This window comes from Pseudomonas sp. TE50-2 (assembly GCF_040813665.1).
Taxonomy (GTDB): domain Bacteria; phylum Pseudomonadota; class Gammaproteobacteria; order Pseudomonadales; family Pseudomonadaceae; genus Aquipseudomonas; species Aquipseudomonas soli.
The window spans coordinates 5,258,081-5,278,209 of sequence record NZ_JBFNXN010000001.1 but is presented as its reverse complement, the minus strand read 5'-3'; the positions used below and the strand labels follow the sequence as shown (position 1 = coordinate 5,278,209).

The window sequence follows — 20,129 nt, the reverse complement described above, 5'->3', positions numbered from 1 at the left end:
GGTCGGCGAGCAAAAAAAAGCCCGCCGGGTGGCGGGCTACAAGGGCTTAGGGAGCAACACACAACAAATTCGGGGTCAGGCGACCAAGGTCTGGTCGAGCAAGCGGCCGGCCAGGGTCTCGGCGCAGCGGCGGCTGGTCAACGGGCCACTGATGGCTTCACCGTCGCGCAGCAGGTACCAGCAGGCCAAAAGACCTTGTTGGCGCAGGCTGCTGGGGACTGCGCTGCCGACAACGGACATGATCTGGATCGGGGCCATGGTGGATCTCCTCTCGAACATGGCCCTACCTTACCCAGGCGCCTTCGGGGTTTGAAATCAATGTCCTCGATAGTGGTCATTGCTTTTATCAACTATGCCGCTTACCAGCGCGGCGGGCCGTAGTACACCGGCGGCGGGCCGTAATAGCGGCGGTAGACCGGGGGCGGGGCGGGCACATAGCGCTCGACCACGTAGGGCTGGTAATACACCGGCGGTGGCGGCGCCTGTACATAGACCGGTGGCGGTGGATAGTAGGCCGGCTGGCGTTCGACGTAGACAGTGCGGTCGTGGCCGCCCGATACGGCCGCCCCGACCACCGCGCCCACCACGGCCGCGCCGATCACCGGCCCCGGGCCGTACCAGCCGCCACCATGGGCCGAGGCTTGGCCGCTGATGGCCAGCGCGCCGACCAACAGGGCGATTCCGGGGATGAAACGCTTCATGGTGACACCTCGCAAGACAACCCCACGTTCGGGGTCTGTCTACTATGACCGCAGCCTCGGTCAACTGCGCACTGGCAAAGGGTAAAGGTTGTGTAAGGGGCGACCGGCGGCGGGGTCTGGTACGCTGGCGCAATCGATTCAGCCATGACAGAGGAACCGCGATGAGCCATTCACCGAGCAGGGACACCGTGTTGTGCATTTCCCTGGCCGGGCGCCCCGGTACGTTCGGCGTGCGCTTTCACAACCATCTGTATCAGCAGTTGGGCCTGGACTATTACTACAAGGCCATGACCACCCAGGATCTGCCGGCCGCCGTGGCCGGCATCCGCGCCTTGGGTATTCGCGGTTGTGGCGTATCGATGCCCTACAAGGAAGCCTGCCTGGCCCTGGTGGACGAGGTCGACCCCTCGGCGGCGGCCATCGACTCGGTGAACACCCTGGTCAATACCGCAGGCCATCTGAAGGCCTACAACACCGACTACCTGGCGGTACGGCAACTGCTGGCCGAGCGGCGGGTCGATCCGGCGACCGGCTTCGCCCTGCGCGGCAGCGGTGGCATGGCCAAGGCGGTGGCCAGCGCGCTGCGCGACGCAGGCTTTGACGACGGCATCATCGTCGCCCGCAACGAGCAGGCCGGGCGGCAATTGGCGGATGTCTGCGGCTATCGCTGGCTGCCTGAACTGCAGGACCGTTGCCCGCCGATGCTGATCAACGTCACGCCGATCGGCATGGCCGGGGGTCCGGATGCCGACCAGCTGGCCTTCAGCGAAACCGCAATCGCGGCGGCCGAGCGGGTATTCGATGTGGTTGCCCTGCCGGCACGCACACCGCTGATCCGCGCTGCCGAGGCGCTGGGCAAGCCGGTGATCACCGGCCTCGATGTCATCGCGCTTCAGGCGCTGGAGCAGTTCGTGTTGTACACCGGGGTTCGACCGACAGCCGAGCAGGTGGCGGCGGCCGTGGCTTATGCCCGTGAAGGTTGATTGTCTGTAGTAGGGCGCCGCTGCGCGCCGCATCGCCGGCAAGCCGGCTCCCACACTGATCGCGTCGAAGCGCAATCTCTGTGAGCGCTGGCTGCTGGCGTGGGGTTATCAGAACACCCGCTGATCCTTGTCATCCAGCTGCTGGTCAACCAGCGCCCGGCCATGGGCCAGGGACACGTGCTGGGCATTCTCCAGGTCGGCGAAGAACTTCATCGGCATCGATAGTCGCCTGCTGCTGTGGCCGGCAGGGTCGGTGATCACGCAGCCTGCAGCATAGGGCAGGGGAGAGTCGGGGTGGGGCATCACGCTGGCGGTGATGGTGTGGTCGCGGTATTCACAGTGAAGGGTTTGCATCGTCCTTACCTCGCTGTGGCTTGGAACAGGAGTTACTTCCATATACCACAGCGAGGGGCCGGGAGTTCCCGGCCCGACGAGCGCGACCGGTGGCTATCAGCCCTTGAGGTCGGTCGGCTGGATGACTTCGACCCAGTAGCCGTCCGGGTCCTTGACGAAGGCCAGGTGGTTCATGCGGCCATCCTGCAGGCGCTTCTGGAACGGGACGTCCAGCGCCTCGAAGCGGGCGCAGGCAACACGTACGTCCGGTACCGAAATGCAGATGTGGCCGAAACCGCGTGGGTCGGTGTTGCCATTGTGGTAGGCGAACTCGGGGTCGTTCTCGGTGCCGTGGTTGTGGGTCAGCTCGAGTACGCCGGGGATCGATTTCATCCACTGATGGCGCTCGGCATCATCGGCAGGAATCTGCGCCGGGTCGACCAGGGCCAGGAAATACAGGCTGAAAGCCGCTTCCGGGAAGTCGCGCTTGTCCACCAGGCGGAAGCCCAGGACGCGGGTGTAGAAGTCCAGGGACTTCTCGATGTCCTTGACCCGCAGCATGGTGTGGTTGAAGACGAATTGGGCGGTGGCGGTGTCTGGTTGGGCGGTAACGCCGGGGAGGGTTTGCAGATCGTGCAGGCTCATGGGTACTCCGGAATCAGGGCCTTGAATAGGTTTGCCATGATACGGAAGTCAACCAGCAGCGCAAATGAAAGCGCCCCGCACGAGTGCGGGGCGCCGGAATTAGAGGCCCGCATGTGCGGGCGCGTGATGGGGTCGCTAGTCCTTTAGCTGGTTCGATACTGAGCCTGCGGGTGTGAAAAAAGTGTGAAGCGGGTGTCGAGGTTTCATCAGCGCACCCAACTTTCCACCGTCTGCGCCCCGTACTGTTCCTTCCAGGCTTTCAGCCCGCGGTGGTTGCCGCCCTTGGTCTCGATCCGCTCGCCGGTATGCGGGTTCGCGTAAACCTTCACCACCCGCGGGCGGCGTTGCTGCTTGACCGCGGCCGGGGCGCGGGTCACGGCTTTCGGGTCGAGAATGGCGATGATATCGCGCAGGCTCTTGTCATAGCTTTTCATCAGGCCGACTAGTTTCTGCTCGAATTCGATTTCGCGTTTAAGGCCGGCATCCTTTTTCAGCGCTTCCAGTTGTGCCATCTGTTCCTTGAGCGCTTTTTCGGCAGCACGAAACTCTGCAAGTCTGGACACTGTCTTCACTCCTGTAAGTCTGCCGTGGCGGGACGTGACGAACATGAAACCAGACTGAACGCCGGCCACGTGGATGGGTAAAGCTGTTCGCTAAGCGAGAGTGTAGTAGTCGCTTGCGAGTGGGTAAACAGCAAACTTTCTATCAATTAGCCGGGAACTTTGCCGATTTTTTACGCGTTATTCGAAAAGACCCAGCCAAGCACCTTAGACCATGGTCCCATGGCTTAGGCTAGAGCCCTTGGCGGAAAATTATGGATGATGGTCGAAGTGTATTCGTTCATCGCGTAGTGCCGGTGCAGATGACTGCCCGGATGGTTTTTCGTCTTTCTTCTGGATGTTCCTTCGCATGTTTGCCCCTTTCCCCCTCGCCCCCGGGCGCCGAGTTGCCGGCTTGTTCTTCCTGTGTGCCGGTGTCAACGCCCAGGCTGCCGGTTTTCTTGAAGACAGCAGTGCCAAGGTCGAAGCACGCAATGTCTATTTCAACCGGGACTTCCGTGACGGCCACACCAGTTCCAAGCAAGGCGCGTCGAAGCGCGAAGAGTGGGCGCAGGGCTTTATTCTCAATGTTCAGTCCGGTTATACCCAGGGACCGGTCGGGTTCGGCGTGGATGCGCTGGGGATGGTTGGTTTCAAGCTCGACTCCAGCCCCGCCGACAGCAATAGCGGCCTGTTGCCGTCGTCCGGGCATGACCCTCGTCACTCCGCCGACCAGTACGCCAAGATGGGCGTCGCCGGCAAGGTGAAGGTGTCCAGGACGGTATTCAAGTACGGCTCGATGATGCCGGACGTGCCGCTGCTCAAGTACAACGACGGGCGCCTGCTGCCGACCATGTTCCATGGCGCCTGGTTGACCTCCGAGGAAGTGCGCGACCTCAAGTTCACCCTGGCGCGCCTGAACCAGTACACCGCGCGGGACTCCACCGACCGCCAGGACATCCGCGTGCATTGCAAGAACAAGCGCTATGCCTGCGATATCGAGGCCGATCATTTCGACCTGGCTGGCGTCGACTACCGCTTCAACGACCGCGTCAGCGCGCAGTACCAGGTGTCCAAGCTGGAAAACATCTACCGCCAGCACTTCCTCGGGCTGGTCGCCAGCCAGCCACTGGAAGTCGGCACGCTGTCGGCAGACCTGCGGGTGATCAAGAGCGACGACATCGGCAATGCCCGTGCCGGGCGCATCGACCACCGCGCCTTCAGCGGCATGCTTGGCTACAGCCTGGGTGGGCACAAGCTCAGCGCCGGCTGGCAGCGCATGTACGGCGACAGCGCCATGCCGTACCTCGACGGCACCAACCCCTACCTGGTCAACTATGCCCAGGTCAACGACTTCGCCGCCGCCCAGGAGCGCTCCTGGCAGGTGCGCTACGACTATGATTTCAAGGCGCTGGGCGTGCCCGGCCTGACCTTCTTCACCCGCTACATCAATGGCGACAATGTGAAGGTTCCTGGCAGCAACGCCGAAGGCAAGGAATGGGAACGCGACAGCGAGCTGAAGTACCAGGTGCAGAGCGGCACCTTCAAGGATGTCAGCGTGCGCCTGCGCAACTCCACCTACCGCAGCAACTACGAGAAGTGGGCGCGTGACATGGACGAAACCCGGGTCATTGTCAGCTACAACTTCTCGATCTTCTGACCCGCTTTGCCAAACGGCCGGTGGTCGGTCGACAATGACCACCGGCAACCAGGCAGGGCAGGCGATGAAACAGCTTCTACTGATCGGCATCGGACCGGGCGATCCTCGCCAGGTCACCTACGAGGCGGTGGAGGCGCTGCGGCGCGCCACGGTGTTCTTCGTCCTCGACAAGGGCAGCGACAAGGACGAACTGGTGCGCCTGCGCCGGGCCATCCTCGAGCGTTACCTGCCCGAGGGCGGTTACCGCCTGGTGCAGGTCGAGGACCCGCGCCGGGACGGCCAGGCGCCGGATTATGTCGGCGCCGTGCAGGACTGGCACGCCCAGCGCGCCGCATTGTACGCCCGGCTGATCGAGGATGAGCTGGGCAGCGATGATGTCGGCGCGTTCCTGCTCTGGGGCGAGCCGGCGCTGTACGACAGCACCCTGCGAATTCTCGACCTGGTCCGCGAACGCGGCCTGGCGCTGGCCTTGCAGGTGATTCCCGGTATCAGCAGCATCCAGGTGCTGGCCGCCCGTCACCAGATCCCGCTCAACCGTATCGGCGAGCCGCTGACCGTGCTGCCGGGCCGACGCCTGGGCGAACAGTCGCGGATCGACAATGTGCTGGTGATGCTCGACGGCCAGTGCGCGTTCGCCGCCCTGGATGATCCGCAACTGGTGATCTACTGGGGCGCCTACCTGGGCACGCCGGACGAGCTGCTGGTGAGCGGGCCGTTGCAGGCGGTGAAGGCGCGCATCCTTCAGTTGCGCGATGAGGCGCGGCGGCGCAAGGGGTGGATCATGGATACCTATCTGCTGCGTCGTGAAGAGTAACCCTGGGCAGGTGATTTGAAACGCCTGTCAGGCACTTCAAGGCCGCTGTGGCACCACCGAACTGCCAAAGCTGTTGCCCATGCGCGTCGAGGTCGCTGCCGGTGTCGCCAAACCCATCTGGTTTGGTGCCCTGCGCTGCATCTGCCTGACCGGATCGAGCTGATCGCGCAGGCCCTTGGCGGCGCGCGGATCGGCCCCTTGCAGCTGTCGGGTCAGACAGTCGTAGGCCAGCGCCCGCGACTGCCCGACCTGCACGTCGATGCAGCCCTTGGGCGGTTCGGCCAGCGCCGGCAGGGCGCAGGCCAGCAGCAGTGGCAAAGTGATCAGCGACAGTCGGGCCATGATGCTTCTCCGTGCAGTCATTCCTTGCGCCAGTCTATCCGCTGCCGGCATGGGACGGGGTGAAGCTTTGATTGCCGCGGCCTGTCACCACAGCGTCATACACAGGCCCCAGGATGACGTTTCCCCGGCGACGGCGGCCAGCAAGGAGGCCTGATCTCCCGTGCGTGCATTGCTTGTGGTCGGCGCGCTGATACTGTCCTGGTTGGCGGCGGCGCCAGGGGCGCGTGGCCAGCCGTTACTGACCTTCGACATACCGGCGCAGGCGCTGGATCGGGCGCTGGACAGCTTCGGCCGGCAGAGTGGCCTGGCGGTGCTGGTCGACCAGGCGTTGCTCGCCGGCCAGCGCTCCAGCCCGCTGCGCGGCCGCTACACGGCGCGCGAGGGTTTGCAGCGCTTGTTGCAAGGAACCGGCCTGCAGGCGCGTCACGGCAGCGGTGGATTCACCCTGCAACCGTTGCGCCTGCGCACATCGCCCGGGCGTCGACGAAGTGAAGGCCCGGCGTCGGGCAGTTATGCGGTGGCATTGCAACACGCGGTGGAGCGCGCCCTGTGCGCTTGGCCGTCGACCCGCCCGGGCAGCTACCGGGCGGCCGTGCAGGTCTGGATCGATGCCAGCGGGCAGTTGGTGCAGAGCCGGCTGCTGGCCTCCACCGGCGACTTCACCCGTGATGCCGCGCTGGTCGAGCGCTTGCGGTCGGTACGCCTGGAGCAGGCGCCGCCGACTTCACTGGCACAGCCGCTGACCCTGTTGCTGCGCCCGGAACCTATGGATTGCCCTCTTTCGCAAGGAGCTGCGGCGGCATGAACAAACCTCGGGACAGTGCGCTGGTCAAGCTGTTTCTGACCTCCTACGACACCTTCAGGGTCCGCCTGAGGCGCCGGCTTGGCTCGGATGACCTGGCCAACGACGTGCTGCAGGAAACCTACCTGCGGGTGGATCGAATGGACGCCGCGCACGACCTGCACAAACCCGGTGCCTACCTGTACCGCATGGCCTTGAACGTTGCCGCCGACCGCCGCGAGGCCGATGCCCGGCTGCTCACTGGCGCCGAGATCGAAACGCTGCTACAGGTGGCCGAAGACCAGGACCCGGCTCGCATCGTCGGCGGCCAGCGCGAGATCCAGAGCCTGCTGGGCGCGCTCTACGAGCTGCCGGCCCGGCGCCGGCGGATCTTCATCGCCGCGCGGCTGGAGGAGGCCTCGCACCAGGAAATTTCCCAGCGTTTCGGCATTTCCACACGCACCGTGGAAAAGGAACTCAAGGCGGCACTGGGGCATTGCGCGATGCGTCTGGACAGAAAAGTGTTTCAGCGCTTCGGTCCTGGCGCGGGAAAACCGTCTTGAACGATAGTCGACCTCTTCATGTGAGCACCATGCCCCAGATTCCGCCCGATCCCGACTTGCAGCGCCAGGCCCAGGGCTGGCTGTTGCGGCTGACCTCCGGCCAGGCCACCCAGGCCGATGCCCGGGCCCTGCACCAGTGGTGCGCGCGCAGCCCCGCGCACGCCGAGGCGTTCGCCCAGGCGCGTCAGCTCTGGTGTTTGCTCGGGCCTGCGGCGCAGCAGGCCAGCCAGGCGCCATCGGCGCCGCTGCTCGGGCGTCGGGCGCTGCTGGGCGGGGCGCTGGCCGCGTCGCTGGCGGTGGTTGCCTGGCGTGGCGGCTGGCTGGACGAGGCCATGGCGCCGCCTGCGACGTTCGCCACCCAGGTGGATGAGCAGCAACGGGTGGAGCTGGCGCCAGGGATCAAGCTGGAACTGAACGTGCGCACGCGCGTCAGCCGCGAGGCACAGGGTATCGCCCTGCTGGCGGGCGAGATCGAAGTGCAGGCCCGCCAGCCCATGCAGGTGCGGGCGCAGGAGGGGGTGATCAGTACTGACCACGCCCGATTCAATGTGCGCGAGGACGACGATGGCGTCTGCGTCACCTGCCTGAGTGGCGAGCTGCGCATCTTTGCCCAGGGCCGGCTCGAGGCGCTGCCGGCCGGCCGCCAGTTACGTTATGGCGCGCAAGGCGTCGGCGTGCCCGAGGCCTTCGACATTGGCCAGGTGACGGCCTGGCGCGAGCGCATGCTGGTGTTCCGTGATGCGCCATTGGCCCAGGTAATCGACGAGATCAACCGTTACCGCCCCGGGCGCCTGGTACTGCTCAATCCGTCACTGGGGCGCCGCCGGGTGCAGGCGCGGTTCAGTTTCGATCAGTTGCGCCAGGCCGCCGAACTGATCCGCGTCGCCTATGGCGCGCGCTGCCTGGAACTGCCCGGCGGAGTGGTGCTGGTCAGTTGAATGGCCCCAGCACCTGGCGGTAGTGTTCCTCGCCCTGGGGACCGCGCCGGTTCAGGCGCACCTCGAGCCCGACGGGGTTGTCGTCGGCCTCGCTGGCCGGGGAGCGCCAGCCGCCCTTGGCCTGCCAGGTGCGCAGGCTGAATGCGCTGACGTTGTCCAGCACCGCCACTGCGGCTTTCGGCGCGGGCAATGGGAAGCCTTCGCGCAGTGGCGCGGCTGCGCGGTACAAGGTGCTGCCGCGCACATACCAACGCACCCGCTGCAGGCCGCTGCCAGACACGGCACCGGCGCGCACCAGCTCCAGGCGCTCGGCGCGGGCACGCATGGCGGGTAGCAAGGGCTTGCCCGGCGGCTCGTGGCCGGGCAACACCGGCTCGACCAGTTCCACCGTGGCACGCAAGGCCAGGTCGCGCTCCAGCTGCTGCAGCACACGCATCACCGCCTGATGCTCATCGCTGGCCTGGCGCAGGTGCTGGTCGGCGCGGCTGACGCTGTCCAGGCCACGCCAGGCGATCAGGCTGACCACCGCCATCAGCAGGATGGCGATCATCACTTCGATCAAGGTAAAACCGCGTTGGCGGGTCATGGCTGGCTCACCCGTACCTGCCCGGCGGCGTTGCGCGCCAGTTCCAGGCGCAGCGTGCCGCTGTGCAGGCGCAGGGTCAGGGGCGCGCCGATCCATTCGCCATTGAGCCACACCGCGCCACGGGGCTCGGCCTGCACCTTCACCGTCTCGGCCTGCCAGCGACGCGGCTTGAGCGGTCCCTCGGCCAGCACCTGGCCATCGGCGCGCACGAAGCGGTAGCCGTCGCGGTCGCTCTGCCAGCGCAGCGGCTGACCGTCGGCCTGGGCTTCGCTTTGCGCCAACTCCAGCAAGCGCGCCAGGCGTTCGCCGTCTGCGCGCAACTGCTTGCCCGGATCGGGGCGGATGTTCAGGCTGATGGCGGCGCTGGCGATGCCGACGATCACCAGCACCACCATCAGTTCTATCAGGGTGAAACCACGTTGTCCTTTCACGGGGTGCTCCTTGTCCTGGCAAGGCAGCTTGCCCGAGCAAGATGATCGGCGTGTGAAACAAAACCGTGAGAATCAACCGGTATGCTTGGGCGCAGGCACACAAGGAGCGCGTGACCATGCGTATCGTTCGTCCAAACTTGTCACTCGGGCTGTTGTTGCAGGCGCTGGGGCTGCTGGTCGCCACGGCCGGGCTGGCGACCTGGGTCCAGCTGTTGTGGCCGCCAGCAGCGGGGCAGGCCACGGCCCGGGCTGCCGACGCCCCGGTAGTGGCCGAAACAGCGGCCGGGCGATGGTTTGCCGATATTCCCCTGCAGGTGCAGATCCAGGTCAGCGGGGTGATGGCCGGCAGCCAAGGCGCCGTGGCCATCGTCAGCCTCGACGGCGGCCCGGCACGCGCCGTGCGCAGTGGCGAGGAACTGGCCCGCGGAGTGCGCCTGGTGGCCATCGAGGGGCGCGGCCTGGTGATCGAGCGCGGCGGCCAGCGCAGCCGCGTCGAGGTGCCGGTACTGGCCCAGGCGTCGTTCTGGGGCGAGGCGCCTCAGCCTTCGGCGAACTGACGCAGGCGCTCGCCGTCGAGACGATAGCGGATCCACTCGTCCTGCGGCTCGGCGCCCAACGACTGGTAGAAACCGATGGCCGGCTCGTTCCAGTCCAGCACGCTCCACTCCATTCGCCCACAGCCGTTTTCGACAGCTTCGCGGGCAATATGCCGCAGCAGCTTGCGCCCCGCGCCGTCACCGCGCTGCTGCGGGGTGACGTAGAGATCCTCGAGGTAGATACCGTTGCGCCCCAGCCAGGTGGAGTAGCTGTAGAAATACACGGCGAACCCGATGGCCTGGCCGTCGCGCTCGCAAATCAGGCTACGCACCGTGCTGCCTGCGTCGAACAGGCTGTGCTCGATGTCGGCGAGGGTTGCCACCACTTCGTGGCGAGCGCGTTCGTAGTCGGCCAGCTCGGTGATGAAGGCCAGGATCTGGGCGGCGTCGGCCAGGGCTGCGGGGCGGATGGTCACGGGCATGATGGGGCTTCCTTGTGCGGGATAGGGTGCGAAGGCTTCAGTAGTGTCAGGTAGGACGAGGGGAGGCCGCCAGGTGTCTGGCGGAAGATTTGCCGCGCTTTGCTGCGACGATGGCGTGGAGGCACGCAATTGAGTGAAACAGAAATGTGTATTCATTCAATTTCGCGTAACTGTACCGGTCATTTCCTACAAGCCTCCGCTACCGTGGCATTTCGATAATCAGAAAAGCCGGAAACTGCCGCCATGCTTGCCTCGCTCGATCTGCTCAGCGCGTTCGTCCTGTTCGCCTTTGTCTCTTCCATCACCCCCGGTCCGAACAACACCATGCTGCTGGCCTCGGGGGTCAACTTCGGCGTGCGCCGCACGATTCCCCACGCGCTGGGGATCAGCGTCGGCTTCATGGTTATGGTGCTGGCGGTTGGCCTGGGGCTCGGTGAGGTGTTCAAGGCCTGGCCACCGTTGTACAGCATCCTGCGCTACGCGGGCGCGGCCTACCTGTTGTACCTGGCCTGGAAGATCGCCACCTCCGGGCCGATGTCCGGCGACACCAATGGCAGCCGCAAGCCGCTCGGGTTCTGGGGGGCCGCGGCGTTCCAGTGGGTCAACCCGAAGGCCTGGGTGATGGCGATCGGGGCGATCACCACCTACACCCCGGCCCAGGGCTACGTGTTCAACGTGATCGTCATCGCAGCAGTGTTCGCCCTGGTGAACCTGCCCAGCGTCGGCATCTGGGTGATGTTCGGCAGTGCCTTGCGCAACCTGTTGCGCAATCCGCGCGCGGTGGTGCTGTTCAATGTCCTGATGGCCGTGCTGCTGGTGATTTCACTGTATCCGCTGCTGTTTGTAGAATCGGCGTTTTCCTAGAGCCGATGAGTGCAGTCGATGGAGTTGATTCCCTGGTCCCATGAATGCGCCGAAGGCTTCACCCTGCGCGGATGGCGAACCCCCGCCAGCGGTAGGCCGCTGTTGCATTTTCTGCATGGCAACGGCTTCTGCAGCCTGGCCTACCAGCCCATGCTGATGCGCCTGGGTGAACAGTTCGACCTGTGGCTGAGCGATGTCCAGGGCCACGGCGACAGCGACCATGGTGGCGTGTTCCTTGGCTGGAACCGCACCGCAGCACTGGCGGTGGAGGCCTTCGAGGCCGGGCGTGGCGAATACGGCGACGTGCCGCGCTTTGCCTTGGGCCACAGTTTCGGCGGCGTGCTCACCGGCTTGATCCTGGCTGCCGAGCCGCAGCTGTTCCAGCGTGCGGTGTTGCTCGATCCGGTCCTGTTCAGCCGGCGCATGATCGGGGTGATGGGCGCCGCCGCCATGGTCGGCCTGCACCGCCGCCATGCCCTGGCGCGCAAGGCGGCCACCCGCCGCAGTCATTGGCCAGACCGTGAGGCGGCCCAGGCCTCGCTGCAGGGGCGCGGTATCTTCAAGGGCTGGACCGATGCGGCCTTGCAGGCCTATGTGGAGCATGCCATCGGCGATTGCGGGGAGGGGGTGGTGCTCAAGTGCCGGCCCAGCCGCGAGGTGGAAATCTTCAGCTCGTTCCCTGAACGCATGTGGCAGCAACTGAGCCGTATCCAGACGCCGACGCGGATCTTGTACGGCGAGCAGACCTATCCGTTCGTGCCGCACTCGGTGCAGCGCCTGGTGGCGCTCAATGGCCAGGTGAGCGCGCAGCAGGTAGCGGGTGGGCACTGCTTCATGCAGGAAGATCCGATAACGGCCACAGAGCAGGTGGTGGCTTTCCTGCAGCATTGAAAGTGGTCCGCTCGCAAGACTGATCTGCTGTCCATTTTGCGACGATTGAAGGCCTGTTCGCGAGCGAACGACAATCTCAGATTCCGTAATCTGGCGCTCCCCCCCACCGGATGGAGCCCAGCATGAACCAGGCGGTCAGCCCAGATCCCCAGCAAACCCTTGAGCAAATCCGCGCCCGGCGCCGCCAGCGCCTGCTGCGCTTCGGCCTGGCCGGGGGCCTGGGTTTGCTGGTGGCGGCCTATGGCGCCTACTGGTGGCTCGACGGGCGTTTCCTGGAACAGACCGACGACGCCTACGTGCGTGCCGACTGGGCGCCGATCAGTGCCCGGGTCAGTGGCTACGTGGCCGAGGTTGCAGTGGCTGACAACGCCACGGTCAAGGCCGGCGACCTGCTGGTGCGCCTGGACGCGCGCGATTTCCGCGACCGCCTGCGCAAGGCCGAGGCGCACCTGGCGGTCAGCGAGGCGGCGTTGCAGGTGCAGCGTATGCGCCTGCACGCCTTCGTCGCCGAGCAAGACGAGCAGACCCACGCCATTGCCCGCGCCGATGCCGAACGCGGCGGTAGCCGAGGCGAGGCGCAGCGGGCCGAGGCCGACTGGCAGCGTTACCAGCACCTGGCGCAATGGCAGGCGGTCAGTGTGCAGCGGATGGAGCAGGCCCGCGCCACCCGCATCCAGTCTCAGGCGCTGCAGCGCGCCGCCGATGCCGAACTGGCCCGCCAGCACGCACGCAAGGCGATGCTGGAGCAGCAGGGCAAGCAGCTGGAAGCCGAGTTGCTGCAGCGCCAGGCCGACCTCGACCAGGCTGCTGCCGAGGCCGATCTGGCCCGCAGCGCCCTGGCCGACACCGAAATCCGCGCGCCCTTCGATGGTGTGGTCGGCCAGCGCAAGGTACGCCAGCAGCAGTACGTCACCCCCGGCCTGCCGCTGCTGGCAGTGGTGCCGGTGGAGCAGGCGTACGTGGTCGCCAACTTCAAGGAAACCCAGCTGGCGCATATGCATCCCGGCCAGGCGGTGACACTGGAAGTGGACACCTTCGGCCAACACTGGCGCGGCACCGTGGACAGCGTCTCGCCAGGCTCCGGCGCCGTGTTCGCCTTGCTGCCGCCGGACAACGCCACCGGCAACTTCACCAAGATCGTCCAGCGCTTCCCCGTGCGTATCCACCTCGACCCAGAGGGCGATGACAGCCCACGGTTGCTGCCCGGCATGTCGGTGATCGCTACCGTCGACACCCGGCAGGCCCGCCATGAGCGCTGAGGACAAAGTCTCCCTGCGGGCCTGGGTGGCGGTGATCGGCGGCTTGTTCGGCTGCTTCATGGCTGGCATGAACGTGCATGTCACCAGCGCTGCCTTGCCCGAGATCGAGGGCGCGCTGGGGGCCAGCTTCGAGGAAGGGTCCTGGATTTCCACCGCCTACCTGGTGGCCGAGATCAGCATGATTCCGCTGACCGCCTGGCTGGTGCAGGTGTTCTCGCTGCGCCGGGTGATGCTGGTGGGCTCGGCGGTGTTCCTGGTCAGCTCGGTGAGCTGCGCCATGGCCGGCAGCCTGGAAGCGATGATCGCCTTGCGGGTGATCCAGGGCGCTTCGGGCGCGGTGCTGATCCCGTTGTCGATGCAACTGATCATCACCGAGCTGCCGGCCAGCCGCCTGGCGCTGGGGATGGCGCTGTTCAGCCTGTCCAACAGCGTGGCCCAGGCCGCCGGCCCGTCGATCGGTGGCTGGCTCACCGACATGTATTCCTGGCGCTGGATCTTCCTGCTGCAGTTGCCGCCGGGGGTGGCGCTACTGGCGGCGGTGGCCTGGTCGATCAAGGGCCAGGCCGGTGACCGCGGCGCCCTGCGCCGGGCCGATTGGCTGGGCATTGCGGCCATGGCGCTGGGGCTGGGGGCATTACAGGTGGTGCTGGAGGAAGGGGGGCGCAAGGATTGGTTCGAATCGCGCTTCATCGTCGCTTTCAGCATCGTTGCAGTGATCGCCTTGGCCCTGTTCATCCAGCGCCAGTTGTGGGGGGAGCGGCCGTTCATCAACCTGCGGCTGCTGGGCAGCTACAACTTCGGCGTGTCCAGCCTGGCCATGGCGGTGTTCGGCGCGGCCACCTTCGGCCTGGTGTTCCTGGTGCCCAACTACCTGTCGCTGGTGCAGGGCTACAGCGCCAGCGAGATCGGCAAGAGCCTGATCGCCTACGGCATGGTCCAGCTACTGCTGGCGCCGCTGCTGCCCCGGCTGATGCGCTGGCTCAACGCCAAGCTGCTGGTGGCCAGCGGCTTCGCCATCATGGCCCTGGGCTGTTGGCTGGGATCGACGCTGACAGTGGACTCGGGCAGCAACGTGATCATCCCCTCGACCGTGGTGCGTGGCATCGGCCAGCCGTTGATCATGGTGGCGCTGTCGGTGCTGGCGGTGAAGGGCCTGGACAAGGCCCAGGCCGGCTCGGCCTCGGCGCTGATCTCGATGCTGCGCAACCTCGGCGGCGCGCTGGGCACGGCGTTGCTGACGCAACTGGTGTCGCAGCGCGAGCGTTTTCATTCGGTGCGGGTCGGCGAAGGGCTGACGCTGTTCGACGGCGCGCTGCAACAGCGCCTGCCGGGTGGCATGGTCGACCCGCAGTCGCCGCAGGTCATGCAGACACTGGCGTTGATCGACCAGAGCGTGCGTGAGCAGGCGTACCTGATGGCCTATTCGGATGCGTTCTACCTGTCGTGCGTGGCGCTGCTGGCCTGCGCCGCGGCGTCGCTGCTGCTGCGTAGCCGCTGAGTTTCACGGTTGACGTTCGGCCACGGCGCGCAAGGTGCGCAGGGTGACCATCGGTGCATCCACCACGAAGCGGTTGGCCAGCCAACCCGGCACATCACCGGCCGGGTCGGCACGCAGCTGGTAGGTAACCTCGGTCTCGCGCTCGCCCAAAGGGCGCATGATCCATTCGCCGCTGAGCCGGCGCACGCGGATCAGCCCTGGCTCGGTAGGCACCCGCCCGGGCTCGGCGCTCAGGTGGCGCACCAGGGAGTCGTCGTCCAGGCGCTCGGTACGCACCTTGAGCACCATGTCCCTGGGCTTGGCCGGCCAGGGCAGGGCGGTGGTCAGGTAGACCCAGGTGGTATCGCCGTCCACTTCCAGCAGGCGCATGTCGGCGCAGGCGTACAGCCATTTGCAGGCCACGCGCAGGTTTTCCTGCAGGTCGCTCAGGGTACGGACGCTGGCCTTGATCCGGGTGACGCCGCGAAATTGCTGGTACGCCGAACCGTCGACGCTGGCCAGGTAAACATCGATGCCGTCTTCCTGGTGCGCGAGTTGCCAGTCGTCTGCCCACGGCAACGCGCCCGGCAGCAGGAGCAACAGGGCAAGTAGAAGGCGATGGAAAGTCATGGCGGGAGGCCGGGAAGGGGCTGTCCGCTCAGTATGGCTCAAGACTGCAGGAGCGGCGGGTTGCCGCTCCTGCAAGGTCATCAACGCTGCGGGTTGAGCGTCAGGTGCACGTGACGGTTGACGTCCTTGTACAGCAGGTAGCTGAACGGGCCCGGGCCGCCGGAGTAGCAAGCTTGTGGGCAGAAGGCGCGCAGCCACATGAAGTCACCGGCCTCGACCTCGACCCAGTCCTGGTTCAGGCGGTACACCGCCTTGCCTTCCAGGACGTACAGGCCGTGTTCCATGACGTGGGTCTCGGCGAACGGGATCACGCCGCCGGGCTGGAAGGTCACGATGTTCACGTGCATGTCGTGGCGCATGTCGGCCATGTCGACGAAACGGGTGGTCTTCCAGGCGCCATCGGTGCCCGGCATCTCGATGACGGTGGCGTTATCGCGATGGGTGACGAACGACTCGGGAACCGGCAGGCCCTCGACCTTCTGGTAGTGCTTGCGCAGCCAGTGGAAGGTGACGTTGGCCTTGCTGTTGTTGCGCAGGCTCCAGTCGGCGCCGGGGGCGAGGAAGGCATAGCCGCCCGGCACGAGGGTGTGGTGCTTGCCTTCGACGGTGACGTCGATCTCGCCTTCGACCACGAACAGCACCGCTTCGGCGTTCGGGTCCAGTTCAGGACGCTCGCTGCCGCCCTCGGGAGCGACTTCGACGATGTACTGCGAGAAGGTCTCGGCGAAACCGGTCAGCGGGCGGGCGATGACCCACATGCGCATCTTGTCCCAGAACGGCAGGTGGCTGGTGACGATGTCACGCATCACGCCCTTGGGGATTACGGCATAGGCTTCGGTGAACATGGCACGGTCAGTCAGCAGCTCGGTCTGAGCCGGGTGCCCACCGTGGGGGGCGAAGTAGGAAGATTTCGACATGAACGGTCTCGACTTTGTTGTTCTCTCCCCATGCCTTGGACCACACCGGCCGGTGCGTGCAGGGGATGCCGGGACAGCATAGGGGGCGGGCGCTGTCATCCACAAATTAAATGTTGAAATACTCGGTATCCATTTACTGAATGATGTGTGTAGGAAAACGCCTGGAAATCGTGGCGTCGACATTTTTTTCACATCACCTTGCTAGCATCGCCCGCACTTTCCAGGAGCCGACTTGATGATCCATGTGCTACGCAAACGCGGTGTCCGCCTCGCCCTGGCGGCCACCACGGGCCTGGCGGCCTGTACCTTGGGCTTTTTTGCCTGGCAGAGCTTCTACCCGGTGCAGGCCGCCGAGGGTTGGAGCGTGCAGGTGCTGCACAACTCGGTGACCCGGGCCGCTTCGCTGCTGCCTCAGGCCGACGGCAGCCTGCTGGTCAGTCGCGAGCTCAACGGTGGCAAAGGCAGCATCCTGCGTATTACCGCGCAAGGGGACCGGGTGGTGGTGCTCGAAGGCCTGTCCAAGCCGGACGGCATGGTCGCCGTCGACGGTGGCTGGGCGTTCAGCCAGGAGGTCGGCGGGGCGCCGGTCAGCGTGTCGCGCGATGGCCAGGTCAGTCAGCTGTTCGACGGCAACAACGTGCAGGGGTTGTACAACGATGGCCAGCACCTTTACGCCATCGAGGACCGCAAGGGGGATGGCCGGTTGATGCGATATGACTGGCAGAGCGGCGAGCTCGACGTGTTGCGCTCGGGGCTTACCGAAACCGAGGGCCTGACCCGTTGTGCCGACGGGCGCCTGCTGTATACCGAAAAGGCCACCGGCAAGATTCGTGCGCTGAGCGAAGGCGGGAATGACCCGGTGGTGATCGAAGGTCTGCGCAACCCGACCTTTCTGCTCTGCGACCAGCGTGGGCTGTGGATCAGCGAGGATTCGACCCACCGTGCGCGGTTGTTGCGTATCGATGGCGATGGCACGCGCCACACGGTTCTCAGCTACCTGAAGGCACCGCAGGCCATCGTCCCGGATGGCAAAGGCGGATACCTGCTCGCCGAGGGCGGCCGCGACCGGGTGCTGCGCCTGACGCCACCGGCCAAGGCCAGAACTGCGCAGGCCGAAGCCTTGCCACAGGGGCCTGAAGCCTGAGTCAAACCCCTTACAGCTTTTGTAATAGTTTTGCGCTATCGGAAACTTCTGCTTCGATTGTAGGATCGTCGTCCCTAATTGTTATCAAGGTCCCTATGAGCGCCTTCGCGGAGCCCCCCAGTCCCTGGCCATCCCGGCCTTCCTTCCCCCGTCCTCGTGACGCATCCCCTGTGAGTACCCGCTAATGGAATGGCTAGCCGACCCCACGGCCTGGCTGGGCCTGTTGACGCTTATCGTCCTCGAGCTGGTACTGGGTATCGACAACCTGGTGTTCATCGCCATCCTTGCCGACAAGCTGCCGCCGCACCAGCGCGACCGCGCCCGGGTAATCGGCCTGTCGCTGGCGCTGATCATGCGCCTTGGCCTGCTGGCCAGCATCTCGTGGATGGTGACCCTCACCGCGCCGCTGATCGAGGTGTTCGGCAAGACCTTCTCCGGTCGTGACCTGATCATGCTGTTCGGTGGTGTGTTCCTTTTGTTCAAGGCGACCATGGAACTGCACGAACGCCTCGAGGGCCATGTTGCCCAGAGCGGCGGCGTGACCCGCCATGCCGCGTTCTGGCCGATCGTGGCGCAGATCGTCGTGCTGGATGCGGTGTTCTCGCTGGATGCGGTGATCACCGCCGTGGGCATGGTCGAGCATCTGTCGGTGATGATGATCGCGGTGATCTTCTCCATCGGCATCATGATCGTCGCCAGCAAGCCCTTGACCCGTTTCGTCAACGCCCACCCGACAGTGATCATGCTGTGCCTGGGCTTCCTGATGATGATCGGCTTCAGCCTCACCGCCGAAGGCCTGGGCTTCCATATCCCCAAAGGCTACCTGTACGCGGCCATCGGCTTCTCGTTGCTGATCGAGCTGTTCAACCAGCTGGCCCGTGCCCGCCGCAAGCGCAGTGTGCAGCAGCACCGGCCGCTGCGTGAGCGTACCGCCCATGCCGTGCTGCGCCTGATGGGCGGGCGCCGGGTGGAGGCTGACGAGGTGGGCGAGGAAATCGCCGACCTGGTCGAGGGTGGCGAAGAACAGGTGGTGTTCGACCGCCGTGAGCGGGTGATGATCAGTGGTGTGCTGAACCTGGCCGAACGGCCGATCCGCACGGTGATGACGGCGCGGGCCAAGGTCGATGCCATCGACCTGTCGCAGCCGGCCGAAACCATCACCCAGGCGCTGGTCAACTCGCCGTACTCGCGCCTGCCGCTGATCCGTGACGGTCGTATCGAGGAACCGCTGGGCTTCGTGCACAAGAAGGAACTGCTCAAGGAACTGCTGTCCGGCAGCCAGCCCGACCTGGAAGCCCTGGCCCGTGCGCCGCTGAATCTGCTGGAGAGCTTCAGCATCCTCAACGCCCTGGAGCAGATGCGCGGGCAGTCGACGCACATCGCCTTCGTGGTCAACGAGTTCGGTGACTTCACCGGTGTGTTGACCATGACCGACATTCTCGAGTCGATTGCCGGCGAGCTGCCGGACGCAAGCGAGGTGGAGGGGCCTGGCGTGGTCGAGGAGGCGGGTGGTTTCGTCGTCAGCGGTGCCTTGAACCTGGCCCAGGTCCAGGCGCGCACCGGTTTTGCCGCCCGTGCCACCGAGGATTACCAGACCCTGGCAGGCCTGGTGATGAGCCTGCTGGACCGCTTGCCGGTAGTGGGCGATCACCTGGCCTGGAATGGCTGGACCATGACCGTGGTGGCGGTGGAGGAGCGCCGGGTCCGCCAGGTACGCCTTACACCGAACGCCGACGCTGGCGCAGCAGGTGCTTGAAGCCTTCGAGCACCAGCACCAGCACGGCGGCCCAGATCGGCAGGTAGGTGAGCCACTGGTCGGGGCCGATGGTCTCGCCCAGTAGCAGGGCCACGCCCACCAGCAACACCGGCTCGACGTAGCTGAGCAGGCCGAACAGGCTGAACGGCAGCAGGCGGCTGGCCAGCACGTAGGCGATCAGGGCGCAGGCGCTGATCGCCCCGAGCAACGGGATCAGGCCGTACAAGCCTGGATGCTCGGCCAGGTCGGTTGCCGACAGCGGGCCCTGGATGACGAAGTACAGTGCCCAGGGCAGCAACAGGCACATGTCGCACCACAGGCCGCCCAGGTGGTCGGTGCGACAACGCCGGCGCAGGACGAAGTAGATCGGGTAGCCGATCATCACCACCACGGTTTCCCAGGCAAAGCTGCCGTGCTGGTACAGTTCGTGGCCAACCCCCAGCGCGGCAAAGCTCACCGCGACCTTCTGCAGGCGCGACAGGCGCTCGCCATAGACCACGCGCCCGGTCAGCACCATGGCCAGCGGCAACAGGAAGTAGCCCATCGATACCTCCAGGCTGCGCCCGTGCAGCGGCGCCCAGAGGAACAGCCACAACTGCACGCCCATCAACCACGAGGTGCCGACCATGCCGAGCAACAGCAGCGGCGTGCGGCGCACCCGCCCGAGCAGCTCGCCGACCCGCTTCCAGTCCCTGGATGCCAGCATGAACAGCGTCAGGCAGGGCAGGGTCAGCAGGGTCCGCCAGCCGAAGATTTCCTCGCCGTCCAGGGGCTTGAGGAAGGAGGTATAGAAGTACATCACAGCGAACAGACAGGACGCCATGACCGACGAAACAATGCCTTTTGACACGAATGCC

The 20,129-nt window shown here is 65.6% G+C and carries 25 protein-coding genes; 13 read left to right on the top strand and 12 right to left on the bottom strand.

Annotated features, from left to right (window positions below):
• Positions 1-75: 75 nt before the first annotated feature.
• Positions 76-258, bottom strand: coding sequence for a hypothetical protein (locus AAHK21_RS24190; RefSeq protein ID WP_023632068.1), 183 nt, complete (start codon positions 256-258; stop codon positions 76-78).
• 101 nt (positions 259-359) lie between these two features.
• The gene (locus AAHK21_RS24185; RefSeq protein WP_038706052.1) at positions 360-701 is read right to left on the bottom strand and encodes a hypothetical protein; all 342 of its coding nucleotides are present in this window, start codon (positions 699-701) and stop codon (positions 360-362) included.
• Between the two features lie 161 nt (positions 702-862).
• Between AAHK21_RS24185 and AAHK21_RS24180 the strand changes: the two genes are divergently transcribed.
• Positions 863-1,684, top strand: coding sequence for a shikimate 5-dehydrogenase (locus AAHK21_RS24180; protein WP_367858582.1), 822 nt, complete (start codon positions 863-865; stop codon positions 1,682-1,684).
• Positions 1,685-1,792: 108 nt separating this feature from the next.
• On the opposite strand, the gene AAHK21_RS24175 is transcribed toward AAHK21_RS24180, so the two are convergent.
• From AAHK21_RS24175 to AAHK21_RS24165, 3 genes are all read right to left on the bottom strand, one after another.
• Positions 1,793-2,038 (bottom strand): hypothetical protein, encoded by a 246-nt coding sequence (locus AAHK21_RS24175; RefSeq protein WP_023630255.1) that lies wholly within the window; start codon positions 2,036-2,038, stop codon positions 1,793-1,795.
• A 96-nt stretch (positions 2,039-2,134) separates the two neighbouring features.
• The gene (gene gloA / locus AAHK21_RS24170; protein ID WP_367858581.1) at positions 2,135-2,662 is read right to left on the bottom strand and encodes a lactoylglutathione lyase; all 528 of its coding nucleotides are present in this window, start codon (positions 2,660-2,662) and stop codon (positions 2,135-2,137) included.
• 206 nt (positions 2,663-2,868) lie between these two features.
• Positions 2,869-3,225 carry a histone-like nucleoid-structuring protein, MvaT/MvaU family gene (locus tag AAHK21_RS24165; protein WP_046855429.1) on the bottom strand — a complete coding sequence of 119 codons (357 nt, stop codon included), beginning with the start codon at positions 3,223-3,225 and terminating at the stop codon, positions 2,869-2,871.
• Between the two features lie 346 nt (positions 3,226-3,571).
• Between AAHK21_RS24165 and AAHK21_RS24160 the strand changes: the two genes are divergently transcribed.
• Both AAHK21_RS24160 and cobF read left to right on the top strand, forming a co-directional pair.
• Entirely contained in the window at positions 3,572-4,861 is a 1,290-nt protein-coding gene (locus AAHK21_RS24160; RefSeq protein ID WP_046855430.1) for an OprD family porin, read from the top strand.
• 64 nt (positions 4,862-4,925) lie between these two features.
• A complete protein-coding gene (gene cobF, locus AAHK21_RS24155) occupies positions 4,926-5,675 on the top strand; it encodes a precorrin-6A synthase (deacetylating) (protein ID WP_367858580.1) in 750 nt (249 codons plus the stop codon).
• 36 nt (positions 5,676-5,711) lie between these two features.
• On the opposite strand, the gene AAHK21_RS24150 is transcribed toward cobF, so the two are convergent.
• The gene (locus tag AAHK21_RS24150; RefSeq protein WP_367858579.1) at positions 5,712-6,017 is read right to left on the bottom strand and encodes a hypothetical protein; all 306 of its coding nucleotides are present in this window, start codon (positions 6,015-6,017) and stop codon (positions 5,712-5,714) included.
• Positions 6,018-6,177: 160 nt separating this feature from the next.
• Here AAHK21_RS24150 and AAHK21_RS24145 point away from each other — a divergent pair, with 160 nt between their 5' ends.
• Genes AAHK21_RS24145 through AAHK21_RS24135 form a run of 3 tightly spaced genes read left to right on the top strand, consistent with a single transcriptional unit; the run spans position 6,178 to position 8,299 of the window.
• Positions 6,178-6,822 carry a secretin and TonB N-terminal domain-containing protein gene (locus tag AAHK21_RS24145; RefSeq protein ID WP_367858578.1) on the top strand — a complete coding sequence of 215 codons (645 nt, stop codon included), beginning with the start codon at positions 6,178-6,180 and terminating at the stop codon, positions 6,820-6,822.
• Entirely contained in the window at positions 6,819-7,361 is a 543-nt protein-coding gene (locus tag AAHK21_RS24140) for an RNA polymerase sigma factor (protein ID WP_102683893.1), read from the top strand. The genes AAHK21_RS24145 and AAHK21_RS24140 overlap by 4 nt, the downstream gene beginning before the upstream one ends.
• Before the next feature lie 29 nt (positions 7,362-7,390).
• Positions 7,391-8,299 carry a DUF4880 domain-containing protein gene (locus tag AAHK21_RS24135; protein WP_367858577.1) on the top strand — a complete coding sequence of 303 codons (909 nt, stop codon included), beginning with the start codon at positions 7,391-7,393 and terminating at the stop codon, positions 8,297-8,299.
• Here the strand turns inward: AAHK21_RS24135 and AAHK21_RS24130 are convergent.
• Complete coding sequence (locus tag AAHK21_RS24130; RefSeq protein ID WP_046855434.1) at positions 8,292-8,885, bottom strand: type II secretion system protein GspJ; 594 nt, start codon at positions 8,883-8,885, stop codon at positions 8,292-8,294. The genes AAHK21_RS24135 and AAHK21_RS24130 overlap by 8 nt on opposite strands.
• On the bottom strand, positions 8,882-9,316 hold the full coding sequence (locus AAHK21_RS24125; RefSeq protein WP_367858576.1) for a GspH/FimT family pseudopilin: 435 nt from the start codon (positions 9,314-9,316) through the stop codon (positions 8,882-8,884). Before AAHK21_RS24125 ends, AAHK21_RS24130 begins: the two co-directional genes overlap by 4 nt.
• Before the next feature lie 116 nt (positions 9,317-9,432).
• Between AAHK21_RS24125 and AAHK21_RS24120 the strand changes: the two genes are divergently transcribed.
• Positions 9,433-9,873, top strand: coding sequence for a type II secretion system protein N (locus tag AAHK21_RS24120; RefSeq protein ID WP_367858575.1), 441 nt, complete (start codon positions 9,433-9,435; stop codon positions 9,871-9,873).
• On the opposite strand, the gene AAHK21_RS24115 is transcribed toward AAHK21_RS24120, so the two are convergent.
• Positions 9,855-10,334: an N-acetyltransferase family protein gene (locus tag AAHK21_RS24115; RefSeq protein ID WP_367858574.1), complete on the bottom strand. Its 480-nt coding sequence runs from the start codon at positions 10,332-10,334 to the stop codon at positions 9,855-9,857. The two genes, AAHK21_RS24120 and AAHK21_RS24115, sit on opposite strands and share 19 nt — an antisense overlap.
• A 243-nt stretch (positions 10,335-10,577) precedes the next feature.
• Here AAHK21_RS24115 and AAHK21_RS24110 point away from each other — a divergent pair, with 243 nt between their 5' ends.
• The 4 genes from AAHK21_RS24110 to AAHK21_RS24095 all read left to right on the top strand — a co-directional run bounded on the left by AAHK21_RS24110 (position 10,578) and on the right by AAHK21_RS24095 (position 14,846).
• Entirely contained in the window at positions 10,578-11,198 is a 621-nt protein-coding gene (locus tag AAHK21_RS24110; RefSeq protein ID WP_046855437.1) for a LysE family translocator, read from the top strand.
• A gap of 18 nt (positions 11,199-11,216) precedes the next feature.
• Positions 11,217-12,089: an alpha/beta fold hydrolase gene (locus AAHK21_RS24105; protein ID WP_367858573.1), complete on the top strand. Its 873-nt coding sequence runs from the start codon at positions 11,217-11,219 to the stop codon at positions 12,087-12,089.
• 122 nt (positions 12,090-12,211) lie between these two features.
• Positions 12,212-13,348 (top strand): HlyD family efflux transporter periplasmic adaptor subunit, encoded by a 1,137-nt coding sequence (locus tag AAHK21_RS24100; protein ID WP_367858572.1) that lies wholly within the window; start codon positions 12,212-12,214, stop codon positions 13,346-13,348.
• Positions 13,338-14,846, top strand: coding sequence for an MDR family MFS transporter (locus AAHK21_RS24095; protein ID WP_046855440.1), 1,509 nt, complete (start codon positions 13,338-13,340; stop codon positions 14,844-14,846). Before AAHK21_RS24100 ends, AAHK21_RS24095 begins: the two co-directional genes overlap by 11 nt.
• A gap of 3 nt (positions 14,847-14,849) precedes the next feature.
• Here the strand turns inward: AAHK21_RS24095 and AAHK21_RS24090 are convergent, their stop codons facing one another.
• Complete coding sequence (locus tag AAHK21_RS24090; RefSeq protein WP_313650804.1) at positions 14,850-15,455, bottom strand: START domain-containing protein; 606 nt, start codon at positions 15,453-15,455, stop codon at positions 14,850-14,852.
• An 80-nt stretch (positions 15,456-15,535) separates the two neighbouring features.
• A complete protein-coding gene (locus AAHK21_RS24085) occupies positions 15,536-16,372 on the bottom strand; it encodes a bifunctional allantoicase/(S)-ureidoglycine aminohydrolase (protein ID WP_046855442.1) in 837 nt (278 codons plus the stop codon).
• 235 nt (positions 16,373-16,607) lie between these two features.
• Between AAHK21_RS24085 and AAHK21_RS24080 the strand changes: the two genes are divergently transcribed.
• Complete coding sequence (locus AAHK21_RS24080) at positions 16,608-17,516, top strand: hypothetical protein (protein ID WP_367858571.1); 909 nt, start codon at positions 16,608-16,610, stop codon at positions 17,514-17,516.
• Positions 17,517-17,700: 184 nt separating this feature from the next.
• A complete protein-coding gene (locus tag AAHK21_RS24075; RefSeq protein WP_367858570.1) occupies positions 17,701-19,272 on the top strand; it encodes a TerC family protein in 1,572 nt (523 codons plus the stop codon).
• On the opposite strand, the gene rarD is transcribed toward AAHK21_RS24075, so the two are convergent.
• Entirely contained in the window at positions 19,235-20,122 is an 888-nt protein-coding gene (gene rarD / locus AAHK21_RS24070; RefSeq protein WP_367858569.1) for an EamA family transporter RarD, read from the bottom strand. The two genes, AAHK21_RS24075 and rarD, sit on opposite strands and share 38 nt — an antisense overlap.
• Positions 20,123-20,129 lie beyond the last annotated feature (7 nt).

What these genes read in the sequence shown, in the direction of transcription:
- AAHK21_RS24075 (WP_367858570.1), top strand. Translation starts at nt 17,701, where the DNA reads ATGGAATGGCTAGCCGACCCCACGGCCTGGCTGGGCCTGTTGACGCTT.
- AAHK21_RS24115 (WP_367858574.1), bottom strand. Translation starts at nt 10,334, where the DNA reads ATGCCCGTGACCATCCGCCCCGCAGCCCTGGCCGACGCCGCCCAGATC.
- cobF (WP_367858580.1), top strand. Translation starts at nt 4,926, where the DNA reads ATGAAACAGCTTCTACTGATCGGCATCGGACCGGGCGATCCTCGCCAG.
- AAHK21_RS24175 (WP_023630255.1), bottom strand. Translation starts at nt 2,038, where the DNA reads ATGCAAACCCTTCACTGTGAATACCGCGACCACACCATCACCGCCAGC.
- AAHK21_RS24105 (WP_367858573.1), top strand. Translation starts at nt 11,217, where the DNA reads ATGGAGTTGATTCCCTGGTCCCATGAATGCGCCGAAGGCTTCACCCTG.
- AAHK21_RS24180 (WP_367858582.1), top strand. Translation starts at nt 863, where the DNA reads ATGAGCCATTCACCGAGCAGGGACACCGTGTTGTGCATTTCCCTGGCC.
- AAHK21_RS24135 (WP_367858577.1), top strand. Translation starts at nt 7,391, where the DNA reads ATGCCCCAGATTCCGCCCGATCCCGACTTGCAGCGCCAGGCCCAGGGC.
- AAHK21_RS24090 (WP_313650804.1), bottom strand. Translation starts at nt 15,455, where the DNA reads ATGACTTTCCATCGCCTTCTACTTGCCCTGTTGCTCCTGCTGCCGGGC.
- AAHK21_RS24150 (WP_367858579.1), bottom strand. Translation starts at nt 6,017, where the DNA reads ATGGCCCGACTGTCGCTGATCACTTTGCCACTGCTGCTGGCCTGCGCC.
- AAHK21_RS24185 (WP_038706052.1), bottom strand. Translation starts at nt 701, where the DNA reads ATGAAGCGTTTCATCCCCGGAATCGCCCTGTTGGTCGGCGCGCTGGCC.
- AAHK21_RS24140 (WP_102683893.1), top strand. Translation starts at nt 6,819, where the DNA reads ATGAACAAACCTCGGGACAGTGCGCTGGTCAAGCTGTTTCTGACCTCC.
- gloA (WP_367858581.1), bottom strand. Translation starts at nt 2,662, where the DNA reads ATGAGCCTGCACGATCTGCAAACCCTCCCCGGCGTTACCGCCCAACCA.
- AAHK21_RS24130 (WP_046855434.1), bottom strand. Translation starts at nt 8,885, where the DNA reads ATGACCCGCCAACGCGGTTTTACCTTGATCGAAGTGATGATCGCCATC.
- AAHK21_RS24190 (WP_023632068.1), bottom strand. Translation starts at nt 258, where the DNA reads ATGGCCCCGATCCAGATCATGTCCGTTGTCGGCAGCGCAGTCCCCAGC.
- AAHK21_RS24100 (WP_367858572.1), top strand. Translation starts at nt 12,212, where the DNA reads ATGAACCAGGCGGTCAGCCCAGATCCCCAGCAAACCCTTGAGCAAATC.
- AAHK21_RS24120 (WP_367858575.1), top strand. Translation starts at nt 9,433, where the DNA reads ATGCGTATCGTTCGTCCAAACTTGTCACTCGGGCTGTTGTTGCAGGCG.
- AAHK21_RS24080 (WP_367858571.1), top strand. Translation starts at nt 16,608, where the DNA reads ATGATCCATGTGCTACGCAAACGCGGTGTCCGCCTCGCCCTGGCGGCC.
- AAHK21_RS24095 (WP_046855440.1), top strand. Translation starts at nt 13,338, where the DNA reads ATGAGCGCTGAGGACAAAGTCTCCCTGCGGGCCTGGGTGGCGGTGATC.
- AAHK21_RS24160 (WP_046855430.1), top strand. Translation starts at nt 3,572, where the DNA reads ATGTTTGCCCCTTTCCCCCTCGCCCCCGGGCGCCGAGTTGCCGGCTTG.
- AAHK21_RS24110 (WP_046855437.1), top strand. Translation starts at nt 10,578, where the DNA reads ATGCTTGCCTCGCTCGATCTGCTCAGCGCGTTCGTCCTGTTCGCCTTT.
- AAHK21_RS24085 (WP_046855442.1), bottom strand. Translation starts at nt 16,372, where the DNA reads ATGTCGAAATCTTCCTACTTCGCCCCCCACGGTGGGCACCCGGCTCAG.